The organism is Promicromonospora sp. CA-289599 (assembly GCF_050936155.1).
Classification (GTDB): domain Bacteria; phylum Actinomycetota; class Actinomycetes; order Actinomycetales; family Cellulomonadaceae; genus Promicromonospora.
In genome coordinates this window covers 1,115,466-1,133,754 of record NZ_JBNJNI010000001.1, presented here as the reverse complement: position 1 = coordinate 1,133,754, position 18,289 = coordinate 1,115,466, and the positions used below count along the sequence as shown (strand labels likewise).

Below are 18,289 nucleotides of genomic sequence, written 5' to 3'. Positions count from 1 at the left end.
TCAGGCCTCCTTGCGCATGCCGCGCAGCTGCACCACGTAGGCCACGAGCATCGTGAGCACGCCCATGATGATCGCCACCGTGGCCGAGTAGTTGTACTGCTGGCCGGAGAAGGACAGCGAGTAGGCGTACAGGTTGGGGGTGTAGTGCGTCGAGATGTAGTTGGGTGACAGCGCCTGCAGGATGCTCGGCTCGTTGAAGAGCTGGAACGAGCCGATGATCGAGAAGATGGTCGCCACGACGAGAGCGCCGCGGATCGCGGGGAGCTTGATCGCGGAGATCACCCGCCACGGGCCCGCGCCGTCGATCTCCGCCGCCTCGTAGAGGGAGGCCGGCACGACGCGCAGCGCCGAGTAGAAGATCAGCATGTTGTAGCCGACGAACTCCCAGGTCACGATGTTGCCGATCGCGGGGAGCACCAGGACGGAGGCGAGCGGGTCCGGGATGCTGGTGCCGAGCAGGTCGTTGACGTTGCCGACCAGGCCGAACCGGTCGCCGTACATGAAGCCCCACATGAGGGCGGCCACGACGCCGGGCACCGCGTACGGCAGGAAGATCGTGAGCCGGAAGAAGTCGCGGCCGTAGAGGCGGCCGCTGTCGATCGCGAGGGCGACGAGCAGCGAGATGCCGAGCATCACGGGCACCTGGACCGCGAGGAACAGCGTGACGCGGCCGACGCCGTCCCAGAACTGCGGGTCGCTGAGCGCCCGGGCGTAGTTGTCGAGCCCGACGAACGACGTGCCACCCACGAGCTTGGTCTGGAACAGGCTCAGGTACAGGGAGTAGACGATCGGCGCCAGGAACACCAGGGCGAACACGATCATGAACGGTCCGACGAAGCCCCAGCCGGTCCAGCGGTTGCGGTGTCGCATCCGTCCCATGGTCCTGGGCACGTTCTTGGGCACGGCCGGAGGCGATGCGAGCGTGGTCAAGAGTAGTCGCTCCTTCACGAGTGGGGTCAGCATGGCGTCGTGTTGACGTAAACATGGTGACCCGGACTAGGGTGCTCGTGAGTTACCGAGGTGTCAAATGCGCGCCGGTGCGCTGGTGCAACACGAGGAGGTGGATGCCGTGGAGGGCAGAGGTCCGTCCCTGGCCGATGTAGCCGCGCTGGCGGGTGTGTCGACGCAGACCGTTTCACGCGTGTCGATGGGTCTGGACAACGTGCGCCCCGTCACGCGCGACAAGGTGCTGGCCGCGATGGCGCAGCTCGGCTACGCGCCCAACACCGCAGCGCGTGCGCTGCGGTACGGCAGCTTCCGGACGATCGGCGTGATCGCCCACCGGCTCGCCCGGACCGGCGAGTCCCGGACGGTCGAGGCGGTCGTCGAGGCGGCGCGCAGGGAGGGCTACACGGTGACGCTGATCGACGTCGAGAGCCCGTCGTCCGACGTCGTCTCCGCCGCGGCGACCCGGCTCTCGCACCAGGCCATCGACGGCCTGGTGATCATCCGCGCCGAGACCGCGACGCCGGACACCCTGGCGCTGCCGCCGCGGCTGCCCGTGGTCGTGTCGGACTCGCGGTTCGTCGGTCACCACCCCGCCGTCGGCGCGGACCAGGGCGACGGCGCGCGCAGCGCGACGCAGCACCTGCTGGACCTGGGGCACCGCACCGTGCACCACGTCGCGGGGCCCGCGGACTCGATACCCGCCCAGCTGCGCGCCGAGGCCTGGCGGGACGCGCTGGTGGCCGCGGGCAGCCCGGTTCCCGAGCTCGTCGAGGGGGACTGGACGGCAGCCTCCGGGTACGACGCCGGACGCCGGCTCGCCGCCGACCCGGAGGTCACCGCGGTGTTCTGCGCGAACGACGAGATGGCCGCCGGTCTGCTCCGGGCGCTGCACGAGGCCGGGCGCGCCGTACCGGGCGACGTCTCGGTGGTCGGGTTCGACGACGTCCTGCTGGCCGGTTACCTGTGGCCGCCCCTGACGACGGTGGCGCAGGACTTCGACGAGATCGGCACGCGGCTCGTGGCCCGGCTGCTGCAGCAGGTGCGGTCCGGGGAGATCGAGGACGACGCCGACGCCGAGGACCTGCACGAGGTGGTCCCCGTGTCGCTCCTGGTCCGGCAGAGCACGGCGCCCCCGCCGGCGTAGGCCGTGCGGTGTCGTCCCTGCGCTGTCGTCCGTGCACTGTCGTCCGAGGGGAGGGGCGACCTGGCATGATCTGCCGACATGAGCAGCGACGACGCCGTCGGGCGGCACCTGGTCGAGCTGGACGAGCCCTCGGGCACGTTCATCGACAGCTTCCTCGTGGGCAACGGCACGCTCGGGGCCGCGCTGCGAGGCGGCGTGGGTTCCGAGGTGTTCGACCTCAACCTCGACACCCTGTGGTCCGGTGGGCCGGCCACGGCCGTTGTCGACCCGCCCGATCCCGAGACCGTGGTGCGGCTGCGGGAGGCGATCGCGGCGGGCGACCACGCGGAGGCCGACCGGCTCGCGCGCGCGAACCTCTCGGACCGCTGGGTCCAGTCGTACCAGCCGCTCGCCCGCCTGACCTGGGCGTACGGCCCGGTCCCTGAGCACGTCACCGGCTACCGGCGCACCCTGGACCTGCGCCGCGCCGTGGCCTCGGTGCGCTACGCGCCACCTGACGCCAGCGCGCACCCGGGCCTGGACGTCTTCGTCTCGGCCCCGGCCGCGGTCCTGGTCGCCACCGCCGTTGAGTGCGGGGTATTCGCCCCTGAAGAGGCCCTTGAGGGGGCGAATAGCCCGCACTCAACGGTCGGGGTGGAGGGGGCGCATCCGTTTGTCATCCAGCGGGAGGTGCGGGACGGCGCGGCGTGGACCGTCGTGACCGGCCGGGTGCCCGTGCTCGTCACCCCGGGGCCCGACGAGGTGGTGCGGTACCCCGACGACAGCCCGGACGCCGCGGGTACGGTGCCCGCGGGGATGGGGTTCGCCCTCGTGGCCTGCGTCGAGCAGACCGCCGACGGCGCCCGCCTGATCGTCGCCGCGGAGTCCGGCTTCCGGGGGCCGGCGGAGCGGCCGAGCGCCGACGTCGGCTCGCTGGCCGCCGTGGCCGGTGCCCGCGTCGAGGCGGCGCGCCGGCGCACCACCGCCGACCTGCGTGTCGAGCACGAGCTCGACCACCGCTCGTACTACGACCGGGTGGACCTCGACCTCTCGGCCTCGGGCGACCCGGCCGCCGCGGCCGCCGAGCGGTACTTCCACCTGGGCCGGTACCTGATGATCGCGGGCTCCCGGCCCGGCACGCAGCCCCTGAACCTGCAGGGCATCTGGAACGCCGACCCGACGCCGCCGTGGAGCTGCGACTGGACCACCAACGTCAATCTGCCCATGGCCTACTGGCCGGCCGAGCCCACCGGCCTGGCCGACCTCGCGGAACCCCTGTTCGGCCTGGTCACGGACCTCGCCGACGCCGGACGGCGCACCGCGCGCGACTTCTACGGCACCCGCGGCTCGGCGGTGCACCACAACACCGACCTCTGGCAGTTCACCGCACCCGTCGCCGGCGAGCCCAAGTGGTCGAGCTGGCCGTCCGCGCTGCCCTGGCTCGCCGCACACCTGGGCGACCACCTGGACTTCGGTGCGGGGCCGCACCCGCAGGCCGACGTCGCGGCGGCGCTCCCGGTCCACCGTGCGGCCGTCGAGCACACGCTCGACATGCTGGTCGCCGACGGCGACGGTGCGCTCGTCGTGAGCCCGTCGTCGTCCCCGGAGCACACGTTCGTCGTCGACGGACAGGAGTACGCGGTCGACGCGGGCTGCGCCATGGACCAGGAGCTCGCCGCCGAGGTGCTCGGCCGGTACCTCGCCCTCACCGAGCACGCCACCGTCGCGGAGCCCGGCCGGCCGTCGGACGACGACCTCACCGCCCGGGCGCGCGACGCCCTGGACCGGCTGCGCCCCGTCCAGGTGGGTCCGGGCGGAGACCTGCTCGAGTACATGACGGAGCGGATACCGGGTGAGCCGGGTCACCGCCACCTGTCGCACCTGTACGGCCTGTACCCGGGCACTCGCATCACCGAGACCCGCACGCCCGAGCACTTCGAGGCCGCGCGCACGGCCCTGACGCTCCGGCTCGACCAGGGTTCGGGCTACACGGGCTGGAGCCAGGCCTGGATCCTGTGCCTCGCCGCACGGTTGCGGGACCCGGCGCTCGCGGAGCGGTCGCTCGCGATCCTCATCGAGGACCTCAGCTCGGCGTCGCTGCTGGACCTGCACCCGGCCGAATGGCTGCCCGAGGGCTGGGTGTTCCAGATCGACGGCAACCTCGGCGGCACGGCGGGTATGGCCGAGCTCCTGGTCCAGGGCCACGACGACGCCGTGAGCCTGCTCCCGACGCTGCCGCCGTCCTGGTCCACGGGTCGTGCGCGCGGGCTGCGCTGCCGCGGCGGGCACGTGGTCGACGTCGCCTGGCGGGACGGCGCGCTGACCGGCGCGACGGTCACGGCGGGCGGCCACCGGGTGATCCTCGACGTGACGCTGGGCACGTCCGTCGGGGTCCGGGACGCGTCGGGGGCGCCTGTCGCGACGCTCCCCGTCGGGCCTGCGCCGTCCGACCGGATGCGCCTGGCCTGGGACGCCATCGTGGGCGAGCGGTATACGGTCATCCAGGGGCAGGCGTGAACGTGCCGGGATCGTTACGCACAGCGCCTGCTGGACACCTTCCTGGCACCGAACATTCACCCTGAAACCCGTAGGATCGGCACGATGGCGCAATCAGAAGGCAGGGGTGGAACGCGCGTGGAGTCACCGTCAACCGAGGCTCCGCTCGACCCGTCGACCCTTCCCACCTGGCGCAGCTCGATGGTCGCGGCAGCCATCGCGGCGGTGGTCTTCGCGTTCCTCATCTGGCAGGTGGTCGTGCGCGGCCCGTTCATCGCCTGGGACTGGCAGTTCCACTACTACGTGGACGGGCACCACCCCACGGGCTGGGTGAAGATCTTCCTCGACGTCGTCGCGAACATCACCGGCGACCGCCTCTTCACCATCCCCATGGTGGGCGGCACCGCGTTCTACGTCGCCTGGAAGCAGGGCGGCCCCGGCTCGTTCTGGAAGCTCGCCACCCGGCCCCCCGTGCTCGCCGTGCTGGCGGGCCTCGTGACCATCGCGCTGATCGGCTACGGCACCAAGTTCGGCCTGGGCCGCACCGGCCCGCACCACAACATGGACGTGCTGCACGCCGGCGGTCAGGCGTTCCCGTCCGGGCACGCGTCGAACACGTTCTTCACCGGCTTCTTCATCCTCTGCCTGCTGTACGCCCACGGCGGGCTCCGGCCGAGCGTCCACAGACTGCGCAGGATGATCCCCGTGATCGGCGTCGTCGTCGCGGTCGCCGGCGGTCTCATGTCGTGGCTGGACTACCACTGGCTGAGCGACATCCCCGGCGGATGGCTGCTGGGGTTCATCGCCTGCATGGTGTCGCTGTCGGTGCTCCGCTCCCCGCGCCGCCGCAGGGAACACCTACCCGCGCCGCCGGGCTAGAGTCGCCGCAGTGTGTCCGTGACCAGCTGCTCGACGATGTCGTGCACCGCCGCGCGGTCCGCGGGGACCAGCCCGACGCGCGTGCGCCGGTCCAGCACGTCGTCGGCGTCCAGCGCACCCTCGTGCGTCACCGCCCACTCGATCTCGGCACGGGTGATGTCCAGGTGCCCCGCACCGGTGATGCCCTGTCCGACGGCGGACGCCGAACCCGGCAGCACGGCGGCGGCCAGCACGTCCGCGGCCTCGGTGCCGTACCGGGCGACGAGGGACCCCATCCCGTGGGTCGGGCCTGTCCCGTTCGACGAGCTGGTCGAGCCTGTCGAGATCCCCGGCCCCACCAACGACGGCGCACCCACCAGCGGCAGCGCGGTCGTCCAGCACGGCCCCGCGGTGAGCCCGGCGTGCTTGACCGCCAGGTCCACGGCGTCCTCGGCCATCGTGCGGTAGGTGGTGAGCTTGCCACCCAGCACGTTCACCGCGCCGGTCGACGGGGACACCTCCACGAGGTGCTTGCGCGAGACGTCGGCGGAAGGGCCGTCGCTCGACCCGGCGGTGTCGACAAGGGGCCGTAGCCCCGCGAAGGTGCCCACGACGTCGTCGGGCAGCAGGGGACGGGACAGGACGCCGGACACGGTCTCCAGCAGGAAGTCGATCTCTGCCCGCGTGGCCACCGGGACGTCCGGGACCGGGCCGGGCGCCTCCTCGTCGGTGATGCCGATGACCACCCGGCCGAGCTGGGCGGGCAGCGCGAACACGTACCGCGATCCGGAGCCGGGTACCGGCACCATGAGGGCGCCCGTCGGGCTGCCGAGCCGGGCGGCGGGGACGACGACGTGCGTGCCGCGGCTGGGCCGGAGCCGCACCGACGGGTCGACGGTGCCGGCCCAGACACCCGTCGCGTTCACCACCACGCGGGCCCGCACGGTGAGGGTCGCACCGGTGAGGGTGTCCTCGAGCGTCGCGCCGTCCGCGCGCAGGTCGATGGCCCGCACGCGCGTCAGGATCTTCGCCCCGCGCCCCGCCGCGGTGCGGGCGAGCGCGACGACGAGCCGGGCGTCGTCGACCAGCTGACCGTCGTGCGCGATCCACGCGCCGTGCAGGCGCTCGCGCGCGACGGCGGGCACCAGCCGGGCGACCTCGCCCGGCCGGGCGAGGTGCGGTCCGGGCAGCACGAGGGACGACGTCCCGGCGTCGCGGCGCAGCAGGTCGCCGAGGCCGAACCCGATGCCGACGGTGAGCCCGCGTCGGCGCCCCGTGCCGGGGGTCAGCGGGAGCACCTGCGGCAACGCCCGCACCAGGTGCGGCGCGGTGCGGGTCATCAGCACGTGCCGTTCGCGCGCGCTCTCGCGGGCCACCCCGACGTCGCCGGTGGCCAGGTACCGCAGCCCGCCGTGCGCCAGCTTGGAGCTCCACCGGGAGGTGCCCCAGGCGAGGTCGCGCGCCTCGACGAGGGCTACCGACAGGCCGCGCGCCGCGGCGTCCAGCGCCACCCCGGTGCCCGTCACACCGCCTCCGACGACGAGCAGGTCGACGGTCTCGGCGGAGAGCTCGTCCAGCTCGCGCCGGCGGCGGCGGGCGGTGAGGGCGGTGCGCTGCATCGGTCCTGCTTCCGGTCGGAGACGCCGCGTGCCCGGCGTCCGGGTCAGGGGCGGAGGTACCCGTCCAGGGCGCGCGCGAGCTCGGTGCGCAGGGCGTCGTCGTCGATGACGGTGCTGACCGTCTTGTGCGAGAGCACCACGGACTGGGAGATGAGCAGGACCATCACCGCCATGTCGGTCGCGGACCCGGCCCGGACGGTGCCGCCCTGCTGACCGGCCGTGATGGCGGCGGCGAGCCATTCGAGGACCACCCGCTGCGACCGGCCGATCCGCTGGAACGCGTAGCGGGTGAACACCTCCGGCTCGTTGCTCAGGAGTCGCCCGAACAGGGCGTCCGCATGGAACAGGTCCCCGAACCGGACCACCTTGCCGACGATCGCCGCGCGATCGGCCGCCTGCGGCCCGACGGCGTTGATCACGAGCTGCATGCGGTGGGCGATGAGGGCGCGCAGGACCTCGTCGGCGGACTCCCAGCGGCGGTAGACCGTGGGGCGCGAGACACCGGCGGCGCGGGCTAGCTCCGTGATCGACAGGCCGCGCATACCGCGGGTCGCGACCAGCTCGGCGGCGTGGTGCAGCAGGCGCTCCTCGGTGCGGTCGGTGCCGCCCTCTTGACCATCGTTACGAATTGTCATCTTGTGTCAAACTGTAACGCGCGTCAGGATGGTAGGCCAGACCGCCACACCACACGGAGGACGCGTGAGCACGCTGCCGGACAACGAGAGCCCGGAACACGAGCGCGTCTACATGCGCTGGGACGGCTGGGGCGACCCGGCTCGTGCGCGCGCGCTCCCCAGCGGCGTGAAGCTGCTGCTCGCCGCGGTGCTCGGGCGCCTGCCGAAGGCGCCGTCGGCGCCGCGCCTCGCCGAGGTCACGATCGGCACCCCGCCCCTGGCCGACGACGACCTGGCGGCGCTGGCCAAGGCGGTCGGCGACGACCACGTCGACGCAGGCCACGACGTACGGCTGCTGCACGCGGGCGGCAAGTCCACGCCCGACCTGCTCCGGCGCCGGCAGGCCGTGCAGGTGGCGCCGGGCGCCGTCGTGCTGCCCGGCACCGAGGACGAGGTGGCAGCCGTGCTGGCCGTCGCGGGTGAGCGGGGCCTCGCGGTGGTGCCGTTCGGCGGCGGTACGGCGGTGACGGGCGGTCTGGCGCCCGACGCCGGGCCGCACCGGGGCGTGGTCAGCCTCGACCTGCACCGGCTCTCGGGGCTGGTGGCGCTCGACGAGCTCGCCCACGAGGCGACCTTCCTGGCCGGCACCACGGCGCCCGTCGCCGAGACGTTCCTGGCGGAACGCGGCTTCGAGCTCGGCCACTTCCCGCAGAGCTTCGAGTTCGCGACGCTCGGCGGGTTCGCCGCCATGCGCTCCTCCGGGCAGAACTCCGCGGGCTACGGGCGGTTCGACACGATGGTCACCGGGCTACGGGTGGTCACGCCGACGGGCACGCTCGACCTCGGCAGGGCGCCGGGCTCGGCGGCCGGCCCGGACCTGATGCGCTGGTTCCTCGGCTCCGAGGGCACCTTCGGTGTGATCACCCAGGTGCGGCTCCGCGTCCACCCGACGCCCGAGGCGCGGCTGTTCGACGCCTGGACCTTCGGCAGCTTCGCGGCCGGCGCGGACGCGCTGCGCGGCGTCGCGCAGCTCGGCACCGGACCCACGGTGATCCGGCTGTCCGACGAGGACGAGACGGCGGTGTCCCTGGCCCAGGTCGGCAACATCGGGAAGGCGCTGGCCAAGGGCTGCACCGCCGTCGTCCTGCACGAAGGGCCGGCCGAGCTGGCGGCGGACCGGCGCGAGGCGACCGCGCGGGTGCTGCGGGCCGCCGGCGGCGAGCCCGCCGATCCCAGGCTCGCCGCGTCCTGGGACCACGGCCGGTTCAAGGCGCCCTACCTCCGCGACGCGCTGCTGGCCCACGGCGTGTTCTGCGAGACGCTGGAGACGGCCACCACGTGGTCGAACCTGCACACGCTCAAGACGGCGGTCACCGCTGCGCTCGCCGAGGGGTTCGCGGGGGAGCGGGCGCGGAACCGCATCCTCTGCCACATCTCGCACGTGTACCCGACGGGCGCCTCGCTCTACTTCACGGTGATCGCCGGGCTCGGCACCGAGCCGCTCGAAGGGTGGGAGCGGGTGAAGTCCCGGGTGAACAACGCGATCATGGCGGCGGGCGGCACCATCAGCCACCACCACGGCGTCGGCGCGGACCACGCGCCGTGGCTGGAGCACGAGATCAGCTCGGCGGGTCTGCGCATGCTCCGCGCGGTGCAGGCGGAGCTTGACCCCGCCGGGATCATGAATCCGGGAGCCCTCGTCGATCGTCGGCTCCGGTAGGTTTCCGCCATGACTGAGCAGGTCGGCAGGGCCGGGCACATCGCGGTGCTCGTGAACCCCGTCTCGGGGCACGGTGTCGGCGCCGACAGCGGCCAGGTCGCGATCGAGCGGCTGCGGGCCCGGGGCGCCGACGTCCGGGTCTACCAGGGTGCCAGCGAGGAGGAGACGGCGACGCTCGGCCGGCGAGCGGTCGAGGAGGGCCCCGACGTGCTCGTGGTGGCCGGCGGGGACGGCACCGTCTCGTCGGTGCTGGCGCCCGTACTGGAGTCCGGTGTCCCGCTGGCGGTGATCCCCGGCGGCACGGGCAACGACCTCGCCCGCGAGCACGGCATCCCGCTGGACGACGCCGCGGCCGCCGCCGACCTCGCGCTCGACGGTGCCCGTCGTCGTGTCGACACGGGCACCGTCACCGCCGACGACGGCACGGTGCGGCACTTCGTCACGGTGCTGTGCGCGGGGCTGGACTCGCTGACGAACGAGCGCACGAACCGCATGACCTGGCCGACGGGCCCGGCCCGCTACAAGGTCGCCGTCTACCTGGAGTGGCTGCGGCTGCGCCGGTTCGCCTACCGGCTGCGCCGGACGGGCGCACCGGCGCTCGAGCAGGACGGGTACATGCTCGCGATCGGCCTGACCCGGTACTACGGCGGGGGCGTGCCGATCTGTCCCGACGCCGACCCGGCGGACGGGCTGCTGGACGTGACCCTGGTACACGCCGTCGGCCGGTTCAAGGTGCTCGCGTTCGATGCCCTCATCAAGGCGGGCAAGCACGTCGGTCGGCCCGACGTCACCACGCTGCGCGCACCGGTGGTCCGGCTGGAGTCCCCGGCGGGCCTCGTCGCCTACGCGGACGGCGAGCCGGCCGGCAAGCTCCCGCTCACGCTGTCAACAAACCGCGACTCTCTCACCCTGTGCGTCCCTCACCCACCCCGTTGAGTGCGTGATATCTGCCCTCAGACGGCCGTCGAGAGGGCAGATATCACGCACTCAACGGAGGACTGGGAGGTCAGACCGTCGCGAGGTCTCCGGCGACCAGGCTCAGCTCGCGGCGGGCCTGCTGCGGCACCGCCTCGCCGGGGATGCTGAGCCCGACGGCCCAGGTGGCGTCGTCGCCTGCTCGGCGGGGGACGAGGTGCGCGGCGCAGGTGATGTCGTCGCGGAACTCGCCGTGCTCTTCGACGACGTTGTCCGGCCGCATGCGCGCGAGCTGTGCGTCGAGCGCCGTGATGTCGCCGGCGGTGCGTGCGGTGAACTTGCGCATCCCGGCCTCGAGCACCAGGTCGTAGCGCTCCCGGCGGGAGATGCCGAGCAGCAGGGCCTTCCCGAGCGCTGTGGCGTGCGCGGACACGTCGAGCCCGCGCTCCAGGTCCTCGAGGTACGGGGAACCGGGGGCCTCCGAGTAGTCGACGACGACCACCCGGCCGGCGCTGATGCGCCCGAGGTACGCGCTGTAGCCGGTGGTCTGGGCGAGGTGGCGCAGCACCTCACGGGTGCCGGGTCCGCGGCCGAGCGAGCCGAGCTGCTCGTAGAACCGCTGGCTCACCTGGTCGCCGACGTCGTACGTGCCGTCCTTGAGGCGGGTGACGTAGCCCTTGTACGCGAGCGTGCGCACCAGGTGGTACGTGGTCGAGAGATTGAGCCCGCTGCGGCGTGCGATCGCCTTGACCGGCAGGCCCGGAGTCCGGGTGACGACCTCCAGGACGCGGAACGCGCGCGCCACGCTCTGCACCAGGTCGTCCGGGCGTTCCCGGTCGGCGTCGAGTGCCACGTGCCCCCCTTGCTCGTCGGTGGGGATGCCGACGGTCGGTTCGACTGCTGATCCCGTCCGGATGGAGTCTCGACAGGGTGGATCGAGGGTGCGACAGTGTGTGTGCCCTCGCAGACATCGTAGCCACGGGCGTGGCCGAGGTCACGATGCATGGTGGGAACACGGGCGGGATCACCCTGGGCGATCAACGACGACTGCACAGATACGGCGAATCCATGAATTTACCTGAATTGGATGATATCCGGCAAGTACCCTCGGGTCTTCGGCCCGGCAGCTCGGGTCAGCTTCCCACCTTGAGTCCCACCACGAGAGGGCCGGCCCCATTGCTCGATGACATGCGCAGCACGCAGGACCATCCATGGCGAAGCGCCAAGCCCGTCCGGCTCAGCGAGATCTCGAACCTGAAGCCACTGGTCCACGCGTCGGGCATGCCGGAGCCGCGGGTGTTCTACGACGAGCTCGAGCGCGAGTGGGGCGAGGTCGCTCCCGTCGAGCTGGAGCCCGGCGTGGCCGCCTGGCTCGTCATGGGACAGCGGCTCGTCTACGACATCATGCGCAACGAGCACGTCTTCGCGACCAACCCGCAGACCTGGAACGGCCACGCCCGAGGTGGCCTCCCCGTGACGTCGGGCCTGCGCCCGATCCTCACGTCGCACCAGCGCTTCGCCGCGAACCACACCGACGGCGCGCTGCGGCAGCGCCTGCGCGAACCCCTCGACGACGCGTTCGAGCAGCTCTCGGAGGGCATCACCGCCTCGAAGACGCGCTCCCTGTGCAACCTGCTCATCGACCGCTTCGAGGACCGCGGCCGCGCGGACCTGATGCTCGAGTACGCGTCGGTGATCCCGTTCCTCGTCGTCGCCGACATGATCGGGTTCGACCCGGAGGACGGGCAGCGCCTGTTCGACCTGACGCGCCGGGTCGCCGGCGGCGGGGCCGATGCCGCACCCGCGGTGGCCGAGGTCGACCGGATGCTCGGCGACCTCGTCGCCGCCCGTCGCAGGCTTCCCCAGCGGGACCTCGCCAGCTCCCTGGTGGCGCACCCCAACATGCGGGAAGACGTCGAGGTGGCGCACACCCTGCTGACCGTCGCCTTCGCGGGCAACCTGACCCTGACGGCGTGGGTGGCGCAGACCCTGCTGCTGGCCCTCGCCGACTCCCGGTTCTCCGGCCGGTTGCACGGTGGCCGCATCGACCTGGACAACGCCATGGACGAGGTGCTGTGGCGCTCCACGCCGACCATCAACACCCTGCCCCGGTTCGCCAGGCAGGACGTGGTGCTGGACGGCAAGCTCGTCGCGGCCGGCGACCCGATCGTCCTCGCGATCTACGCCGCGAACACGGACCCGCGGATGGACACCGGGGACCCCTGGGACCACGTGGGCAGCCGCGCTCACGTGTCGTTCGGGACAGGCCCGCACGCCTGCCCGGCGCCCCGCACGGCGCGCGTCGTCGCACGGATCGCCGTCGAGACGATCCTGCGCAGGCTCGACATCGTCCTGCGGATCCCCGCCGCCGACGTCGCCTGGGACCAGACCCTGTGGATCCGCCAGCCGGTGAGTCTTCCGGTCACGTTCCAGCCACCGGTGAACTCGGCATAACAGGTGTGCTGGCGGTAGGCGGTAGGTTGCGCACGTGAGCGAGGAGGGTCACATGCGCATCGGTATCCCGGACGACGGCGGGCCGCTCGTGCCCGCCACCCCGACGACGACCGCCCGGCTGGTCGGCCTCGGTTACGACGTGGCGGTCTCGGCAGGCGCCGGAGCGGGCGCGGGCTTCCCCGACGCGGCGTACGAGGCGGCGGGTGCGGCGGTCGTGTCCGACGCCGAGGCATGGGCGTCCGACATCGTGGCGATCACGCGGGCGCCGGACGCGCTGGCCACACCCGGCCCCGCCGGGCTGCGGCCGGGCGCCCGAGGCCCGGACGGGCTCAGGATCGGCGCGGTGCTGATCGCCCAGATCGCTCCCGCCGCACGCCCCGACCTCGTGCGCGCGCTCGCGAACCGCGGCGTCACGGCCCTCGCCCTGGACGCCGTGCCGCGCATCTCCCGGGCGCAGTCGCTCGACGTGCTGAGCGCGCTGTCGAACGTCGCGGGGTACCGGGCAGTGGTCGAGGCGGCTGCCGAGTTCGGCGGCATGTTCTCCGGCCAGGTCACCGCGGCGGGCACCACCCCGCCCGCCAACGTCTTCGTGATCGGCGCGGGCGTGGCCGGGCTCGCGGCCATCGGCGCGGCGGGCAGCCTCGGCGCGCAGGTGCGCGCCTTCGACGTCCGACCAGAGGTCGCGGAACAGATCGAGTCCATGGGCGCGACGGTCGTCCGGGCCGACGACGCCGCGCAGCAGGTCAGCGCCGACGGTTACGCCGCCGCGCTCACCGCGGACCAGGAGGCGGCGGCGCAGCGGGCATACGCCGTCGAGACGGCCGCCGCGGACATCGTCATCACGACGGCGCTCGTGCGCGGCGCCGCGCCCACGACCATCACCGCCGAGATGGTCGCGAACATGCGGCCGGGCAGCGTGATCGTCGACCTCGCGGCGCCGGGCGGCGGCAACTGCGAGCTGACGGTCCCGGGCAGGCGGGTGGTCAGCGACAACGGCGTGGTGATCCTCGGCTGGACCGACCTGCCCGACCGCATGCCCCGGCACACCTCCGAGCTGCTCGGCACGGCGGTCGCCAACCTGGTCCAGCTCGGCACGCCCGGGCGGGACGGCCGCCTCGCGCTCGACCCGGACGACGTCGTCGTGCGCGGCATGACCGTGGCCGCCGGCGGCGAGGTGCTGTGGCCGCCACCGCCGGTAGCGGTGTCGGCGCCTGTCCAGGGAAAGCCCGCTTCGTCGGGCGAGCCCGTCGAGACCTCGCGACGGTCTCGACACGCTCGGCCAACGGGGGGCGGGGCCCGACCGACGGGGAAGCCGGCCCACCCCGCCGTGCGGGCGGTGCTGATCGGCCTCGCCGCGACGCTCGCCGCGCTCGCCGTGGCGGCGTCACCCGCCGACCAGGCGGCGCACTTCACGGTGCTGGCGCTCGCCGTGGTCGTCGGGTTCTACGTGATCTCGCACGTCAGCCACGCCCTGCACACCCCGCTCATGTCCCAGACCAACGCCATCTCCGGGATCATCCTCGTCGGCGGGATGCTGCAGATCGGCTCGTCGAACCCGGTGGTGACGACGCTGGCCGTGCTCGCGTCGGCGGTCGCGAGCATCAACATCTTCGGCGGGTTCCTCGTGACCCACCGCATGCTCGGGATGTTCCGCAGGGGCGACACCACCGAGGGGAGCAGGCGATGACCGTCGAGTCGGTGGTCCAGGCGGTCTACCTCGTGGCGGCGGTGCTGTTCGTGCTGTCGTTGGCGGGCCTGTCGAAGCAGGAGACCGCGCGGCGCGGCGTCCTGCTCGGCATGGCCGGCATGGGGCTCGCCCTGGCGGCGACGGTGGCGCTCGCGCTGGACCGGTCCGAACGGCCCGTCGGCGTGACCGCCGGACTGATCCTCCTCGTGCTCCTCGTGGGCGCGGCCGTCGGCACCTGGCGGGCGCGGACCGTCGAGATGACGCAGATGCCCGAGCTCATCGCGCTGCTGCACTCCTTCGTCGGCGCCGCGGCGGTGCTCGTCGGCTACGGGTCCTACCTGACCGAGCCCCGCACGACCGGCGCGGGCACCACCGTGCACCACGTCGAGGTGTTCCTCGGCGTGCTGATCGGAGCGGTGACGTTCACGGGTTCAGTGGTGGCGTTCGGGAAGCTGTCGGCGCGCCTGCGGTCGTCGCCGCTGATGCTGCCCGGCCGCAACTGGCTCAACCTGGCCGCCGTCGTCGCGTGCGGGGCGCTGCTCTGGTGGTTCGTCGCGGCGGGCAGCACAGGGGGCAGCTCAGGCCTGGTCCCGCTGCTGCTCATGACCGTGGTGGCGCTCGCGCTGGGCTGGCACCTGGTGGCGGCGATCGGCGGGGGCGACATGCCCGTCGTCGTCTCGATGCTGAACTCGTACTCCGGGTGGGCCGCCGCCGCTGCCGGGTTCATGCTGGGCAACGACCTGCTGATCATCACGGGTGCGCTCGTCGGCTCGTCGGGTGCGATCCTCAGCTACCTGATGTGCCGGGCGATGAACCGGTCGTTCGTCAGCGTGATCCTCGGCGGGTTCGGCGCGGAGCCGGGCACCGCCGTCGAGGGCGGCGCCGTCGAACCGGGCTCCTACCGGGAGACGACCGCGGCCGAGGTCGCCGACCGGCTGACCTCCGCTCGCTCGGTCATCGTCGTGCCGGGCTACGGCATGGCGGTGGCGAAGGCGCAGTACCCGGTGGCCGATCTGGTGGCCCGCCTCGCCGCGCGTGGCATCACCGTGCGGTTCGGCATCCACCCGGTGGCCGGCCGGCTGCCCGGCCACATGAACGTGCTGCTGGCCGAGGCGAAGGTGCCCTACGACCAGGTGCTGGGCATGGACGAGATCAACGACGACTTCCCGGCGACCGACGTGGTGCTGGTGATCGGCGCCAACGACACGGTGAACCCGGCCGCGCAGGACGACCCGGCGTCGCCCATCGCGGGCATGCCGGTGCTCGAGGTGTGGCGGGCGCGCGAGGTGGTCGTGTTCAAGCGGTCCATGGCGACGGGGTACGCCGGCGTGCAGAACCCCCTGTTCTTCCGGGAGAACACCGCGATGCTCTTCGGGGACGCGAAGGACCAGGTGGAGCTGATAGTGGCGGCGCTGTGACTCAGCGCACCAGCCGGTCCGTGAACTCGTTGCCGAGCACCCCGTGCGGATCCAGCCGGTCCAGGACGGCGACGGCTTCCGACCACTGCCCGGCGCCGTACGAGGCGGGTATCGCCGACTCGATGACGTCGTCATCGGCCCAGGCCGCGTCGTCCGTGTAGGCCCAGCCCTTCGACCACTCGACGCGCGCGAGCGCGTAGCCGCCGTCGAAGGTGCTCATCAGGAACTGTTCGAGCTCCCGGTAGAACTCGTGGGCTCCGGGCGAGGTGGGCTGGGTCAGCACGTCCACCCATACAGCGCAGTCGAACTCCGGGTGGTCGGGGTGCGGGCGGACGACGGACAGCAGCGGCGGACGTGCGCCCGGCGCCGCGGAGTCGCCGGGCTGGTCGAGGCCGCTGACCCGGATCTCCACCTGCCCGTTGACCGGGAACCTGCCCTCGGCGGCCCAGGCCGCCAGCCGCTGCTCGTAGTAGGCGGCGAACTCGGAGACGACACGCTGGACGTCGGCGCGGCTGGTGAGGATCCCGTACCCGTTGGCGGTCTCTCGCAGCGTGGTGGGACGTAGGTAGAACTGGAGCATGTACGCGGGACCCCAGAGGTCCGTCGCGAGGGTCGCGGTCAGCCCGGTCGCCGCCACCGTGTACTGCGTGGCGCCGAGCACGGGTGCGAGATGCCATGAACCACCGACGATCAGCCCGACCAGGCGGGACACCGGTGTCGGGATGACGTCGCTGAACGGGTAGTTGTACGGGGCGTACACCCGCCTGGACGTGCGGGGGCGCTCGGGGCTGAGACTCCACACCTTGAGCCAGGGCTTGTCCGTGAACGCGAACCAGATCGTCTCCACCCGCCCGGACCCGGCCATGAAGTCGGCGAAGGTGTTCCCGCGCGCGGCGAGCGCACTGCCCGGGGCGGCGAACAGCTCGTCGGCGGTGAGGTCGACGCGGCTCTGGCACCGCAGCGGAACCTCCTTGCCGGCCTGGAGCACCACCTCGGCGACGAGGCCGCGCCCGAGGTGGGTGGCCAGCGCCTCGCACTCCTCGTCGGTCCCTCGGTGGAACGTCTTGACCACGTAGGCGTCTACGTCGGCATCCCAGACGACGGCGGTGAGGGACAGGACGAGGTTGCTGAGGCTGCCGTAGGTGTGGCCAGGGCGGGCGGTCTCGCCGTCGGCCGGGACGCTGGTGCCGTGGGCGTCGATGGCGAGGGTGCCGCCGAGGGTCAGCTCACCCGGTGCGGGAGTGTTGGTGACCCCCAGCCCGTGGTCGGCGAGGAACGCCATCAGCGTCTCGATGGTCACGCCGGGCTGTGCCCGGACGGCGCCGGGAGCACCGGCGGGCGGGGCCGTGAGCTCCATGTGCGTCAGGTGCACGGTGGTGTCCAGCAGCAGGATCGGTGCGTCCGGCTCGGTGCCCTGGGTGATGGTCAGGGGCGACCAGGTGTGCGACTTGCCCCGGGCGCGGAGCCGCCAGCCGTTGGCGCGCGCCCAGTTGGCGAGGCGGGCGAGGTCCTGTCCGGTGCGCGGCGCGCAGGCCCAGAGCCCGCCGTGGGTGATCTCGCCGGCCCAGTTGATGTAGGGGGAGCGGTAGGGCATGAGCCCGGCGGGGAGCTCGGGCGCGGCGCTCGGGACCCCGGCGGCGGTGGCGGCCGGGATGGTGACGGCGGTGGCCGGGGACGCGAGGGCGGCCGCGAACGGGAGGCTCAGCGCTCCGGCGGCCGCGGCGCGCAGGACACCACGGCGGGAGAGTCCGGCGGCTCCGGCGGGTTCGGCGGGTTCGGCGGAAGGTGCAGGACCGAGGAGACGTTCCGACTGATCGGACATGACGCAAATGTACGATTATCCGACGTGCGACACCAGGGTTGGCGGAGCCGCACATTTTGCTTTCCTGTGGTCTTCTGTGGGTGAATTGACGGTGACGCGCTGACATCGCGCGGCAACGACTTGGTATAAAGGGCGCGCCAGGAGAGTCCGGTGCAGATCCTCAGTGCGGAGGCCGCGTGTTGAAACGCTCTCTCGTGACCGGAACGGTCGCGATCGTGGGGTTCCTGGTGCTTGTCGCGACCACTGAGCTCTTCTACTTCGGGCCGCCCGCCGGGGCCCACAACGCCGGCGAGGTGTTCGCGTCGGTCGTCGGCACCACGCTCACGCTGCTCACCTGGGCGGTCGTGAGCTGGTTCGTCGCGCGGACGGCGCGGGTGCTCCTCCATGCCCGGTACTCGGTGCTCATCGGCCTGGTCGTCCCCGTGGCGGCGATCGTCGCCTTCGCGCTGACCGCCGACCTCGACGCCTGGGCCACGGGTTTCGGCGTGCTCGTGTTCGCGGCGGCGTCGGCCGGCGTGCTGGTGACGCTCCGGCGGGCTCCGAAGCCCGCACCCAAGCCGGTACCACGAACCAACGGCCACCCCCCGGTCCACATGACGGCGTGACCCCGCCGTC

The 18,289-nt window shown here is 72.7% G+C and carries 14 protein-coding genes; 9 read left to right on the top strand and 5 right to left on the bottom strand.

Annotation, left to right across the window (positions count from 1 at the left end):
• Complete coding sequence (locus ACQEVI_RS05010; RefSeq protein ID WP_432895321.1) at positions 1–930, bottom strand: carbohydrate ABC transporter permease; 930 nt, start codon at positions 928–930, stop codon at positions 1–3.
• A gap of 97 nt (positions 931–1,027) precedes the next feature.
• Here ACQEVI_RS05010 and ACQEVI_RS05005 point away from each other — a divergent pair, with 97 nt between their 5' ends.
• From ACQEVI_RS05005 to ACQEVI_RS04995, 3 genes are all read left to right on the top strand, one after another.
• Positions 1,028–2,092: a LacI family DNA-binding transcriptional regulator gene (locus ACQEVI_RS05005; RefSeq protein ID WP_432895319.1), complete on the top strand. Its 1,065-nt coding sequence runs from the start codon at positions 1,028–1,030 to the stop codon at positions 2,090–2,092.
• 78 nt (positions 2,093–2,170) lie between these two features.
• Complete coding sequence (locus tag ACQEVI_RS05000; protein ID WP_432895317.1) at positions 2,171–4,588, top strand: glycosyl hydrolase family 95 catalytic domain-containing protein; 2,418 nt, start codon at positions 2,171–2,173, stop codon at positions 4,586–4,588.
• Between the two features lie 117 nt (positions 4,589–4,705).
• The gene (locus ACQEVI_RS04995; RefSeq protein ID WP_432895315.1) at positions 4,706–5,446 is read left to right on the top strand and encodes a phosphatase PAP2 family protein; all 741 of its coding nucleotides are present in this window, start codon (positions 4,706–4,708) and stop codon (positions 5,444–5,446) included.
• Here the strand turns inward: ACQEVI_RS04995 and ACQEVI_RS04990 are convergent.
• Positions 5,443–7,044: a glycerol-3-phosphate dehydrogenase/oxidase gene (locus ACQEVI_RS04990; protein ID WP_432895313.1), complete on the bottom strand. Its 1,602-nt coding sequence runs from the start codon at positions 7,042–7,044 to the stop codon at positions 5,443–5,445. The two genes, ACQEVI_RS04995 and ACQEVI_RS04990, sit on opposite strands and share 4 nt — an antisense overlap.
• 44 nt (positions 7,045–7,088) lie before the next feature.
• Positions 7,089–7,679 (bottom strand): TetR/AcrR family transcriptional regulator, encoded by a 591-nt coding sequence (locus tag ACQEVI_RS04985; protein WP_432895311.1) that lies wholly within the window; start codon positions 7,677–7,679, stop codon positions 7,089–7,091.
• 64 nt (positions 7,680–7,743) lie between these two features.
• Between ACQEVI_RS04985 and ACQEVI_RS04980 the strand changes: the two genes are divergently transcribed.
• A complete protein-coding gene (locus tag ACQEVI_RS04980; RefSeq protein WP_432895309.1) occupies positions 7,744–9,378 on the top strand; it encodes an FAD-binding oxidoreductase in 1,635 nt (544 codons plus the stop codon).
• Positions 9,379–9,387: 9 nt separating this feature from the next.
• Complete coding sequence (locus ACQEVI_RS04975) at positions 9,388–10,314, top strand: diacylglycerol kinase family protein (RefSeq protein WP_432895307.1); 927 nt, start codon at positions 9,388–9,390, stop codon at positions 10,312–10,314.
• A gap of 70 nt (positions 10,315–10,384) precedes the next feature.
• Here ACQEVI_RS04975 and ACQEVI_RS04970 read toward each other — a convergent pair whose 3' ends face one another.
• Positions 10,385–11,146 (bottom strand): IclR family transcriptional regulator, encoded by a 762-nt coding sequence (locus ACQEVI_RS04970; protein WP_432895305.1) that lies wholly within the window; start codon positions 11,144–11,146, stop codon positions 10,385–10,387.
• Between the two features lie 335 nt (positions 11,147–11,481).
• Here ACQEVI_RS04970 and ACQEVI_RS04965 point away from each other — a divergent pair, with 335 nt between their 5' ends.
• The 3 genes from ACQEVI_RS04965 to pntB are packed head-to-tail and all read left to right on the top strand — an operon-like array spanning position 11,482 to position 15,852.
• Positions 11,482–12,747: a cytochrome P450 gene (locus tag ACQEVI_RS04965; protein ID WP_432895303.1), complete on the top strand. Its 1,266-nt coding sequence runs from the start codon at positions 11,482–11,484 to the stop codon at positions 12,745–12,747.
• Between the two features lie 52 nt (positions 12,748–12,799).
• On the top strand, positions 12,800–14,434 hold the full coding sequence (locus tag ACQEVI_RS04960; RefSeq protein WP_432905792.1) for a Re/Si-specific NAD(P)(+) transhydrogenase subunit alpha: 1,635 nt from the start codon (positions 12,800–12,802) through the stop codon (positions 14,432–14,434).
• A complete protein-coding gene (pntB, locus tag ACQEVI_RS04955; RefSeq protein WP_432895301.1) occupies positions 14,431–15,852 on the top strand; it encodes a Re/Si-specific NAD(P)(+) transhydrogenase subunit beta in 1,422 nt (473 codons plus the stop codon). Before ACQEVI_RS04960 ends, pntB begins: the two co-directional genes overlap by 4 nt.
• 1 nt (position 15,853) lies before the next feature.
• Here the strand turns inward: pntB and ACQEVI_RS04950 are convergent, their stop codons facing one another.
• Complete coding sequence (locus ACQEVI_RS04950) at positions 15,854–17,674, bottom strand: cholesterol oxidase substrate-binding domain-containing protein (protein ID WP_432895299.1); 1,821 nt, start codon at positions 17,672–17,674, stop codon at positions 15,854–15,856.
• Positions 17,675–17,850: 176 nt separating this feature from the next.
• On the opposite strand from ACQEVI_RS04950, the gene ACQEVI_RS04945 reads away from it, so the two are divergent.
• Complete coding sequence (locus ACQEVI_RS04945) at positions 17,851–18,279, top strand: hypothetical protein (RefSeq protein WP_432895297.1); 429 nt, start codon at positions 17,851–17,853, stop codon at positions 18,277–18,279.
• The last annotated feature ends 10 nt before the right edge of the window (positions 18,280–18,289 follow it).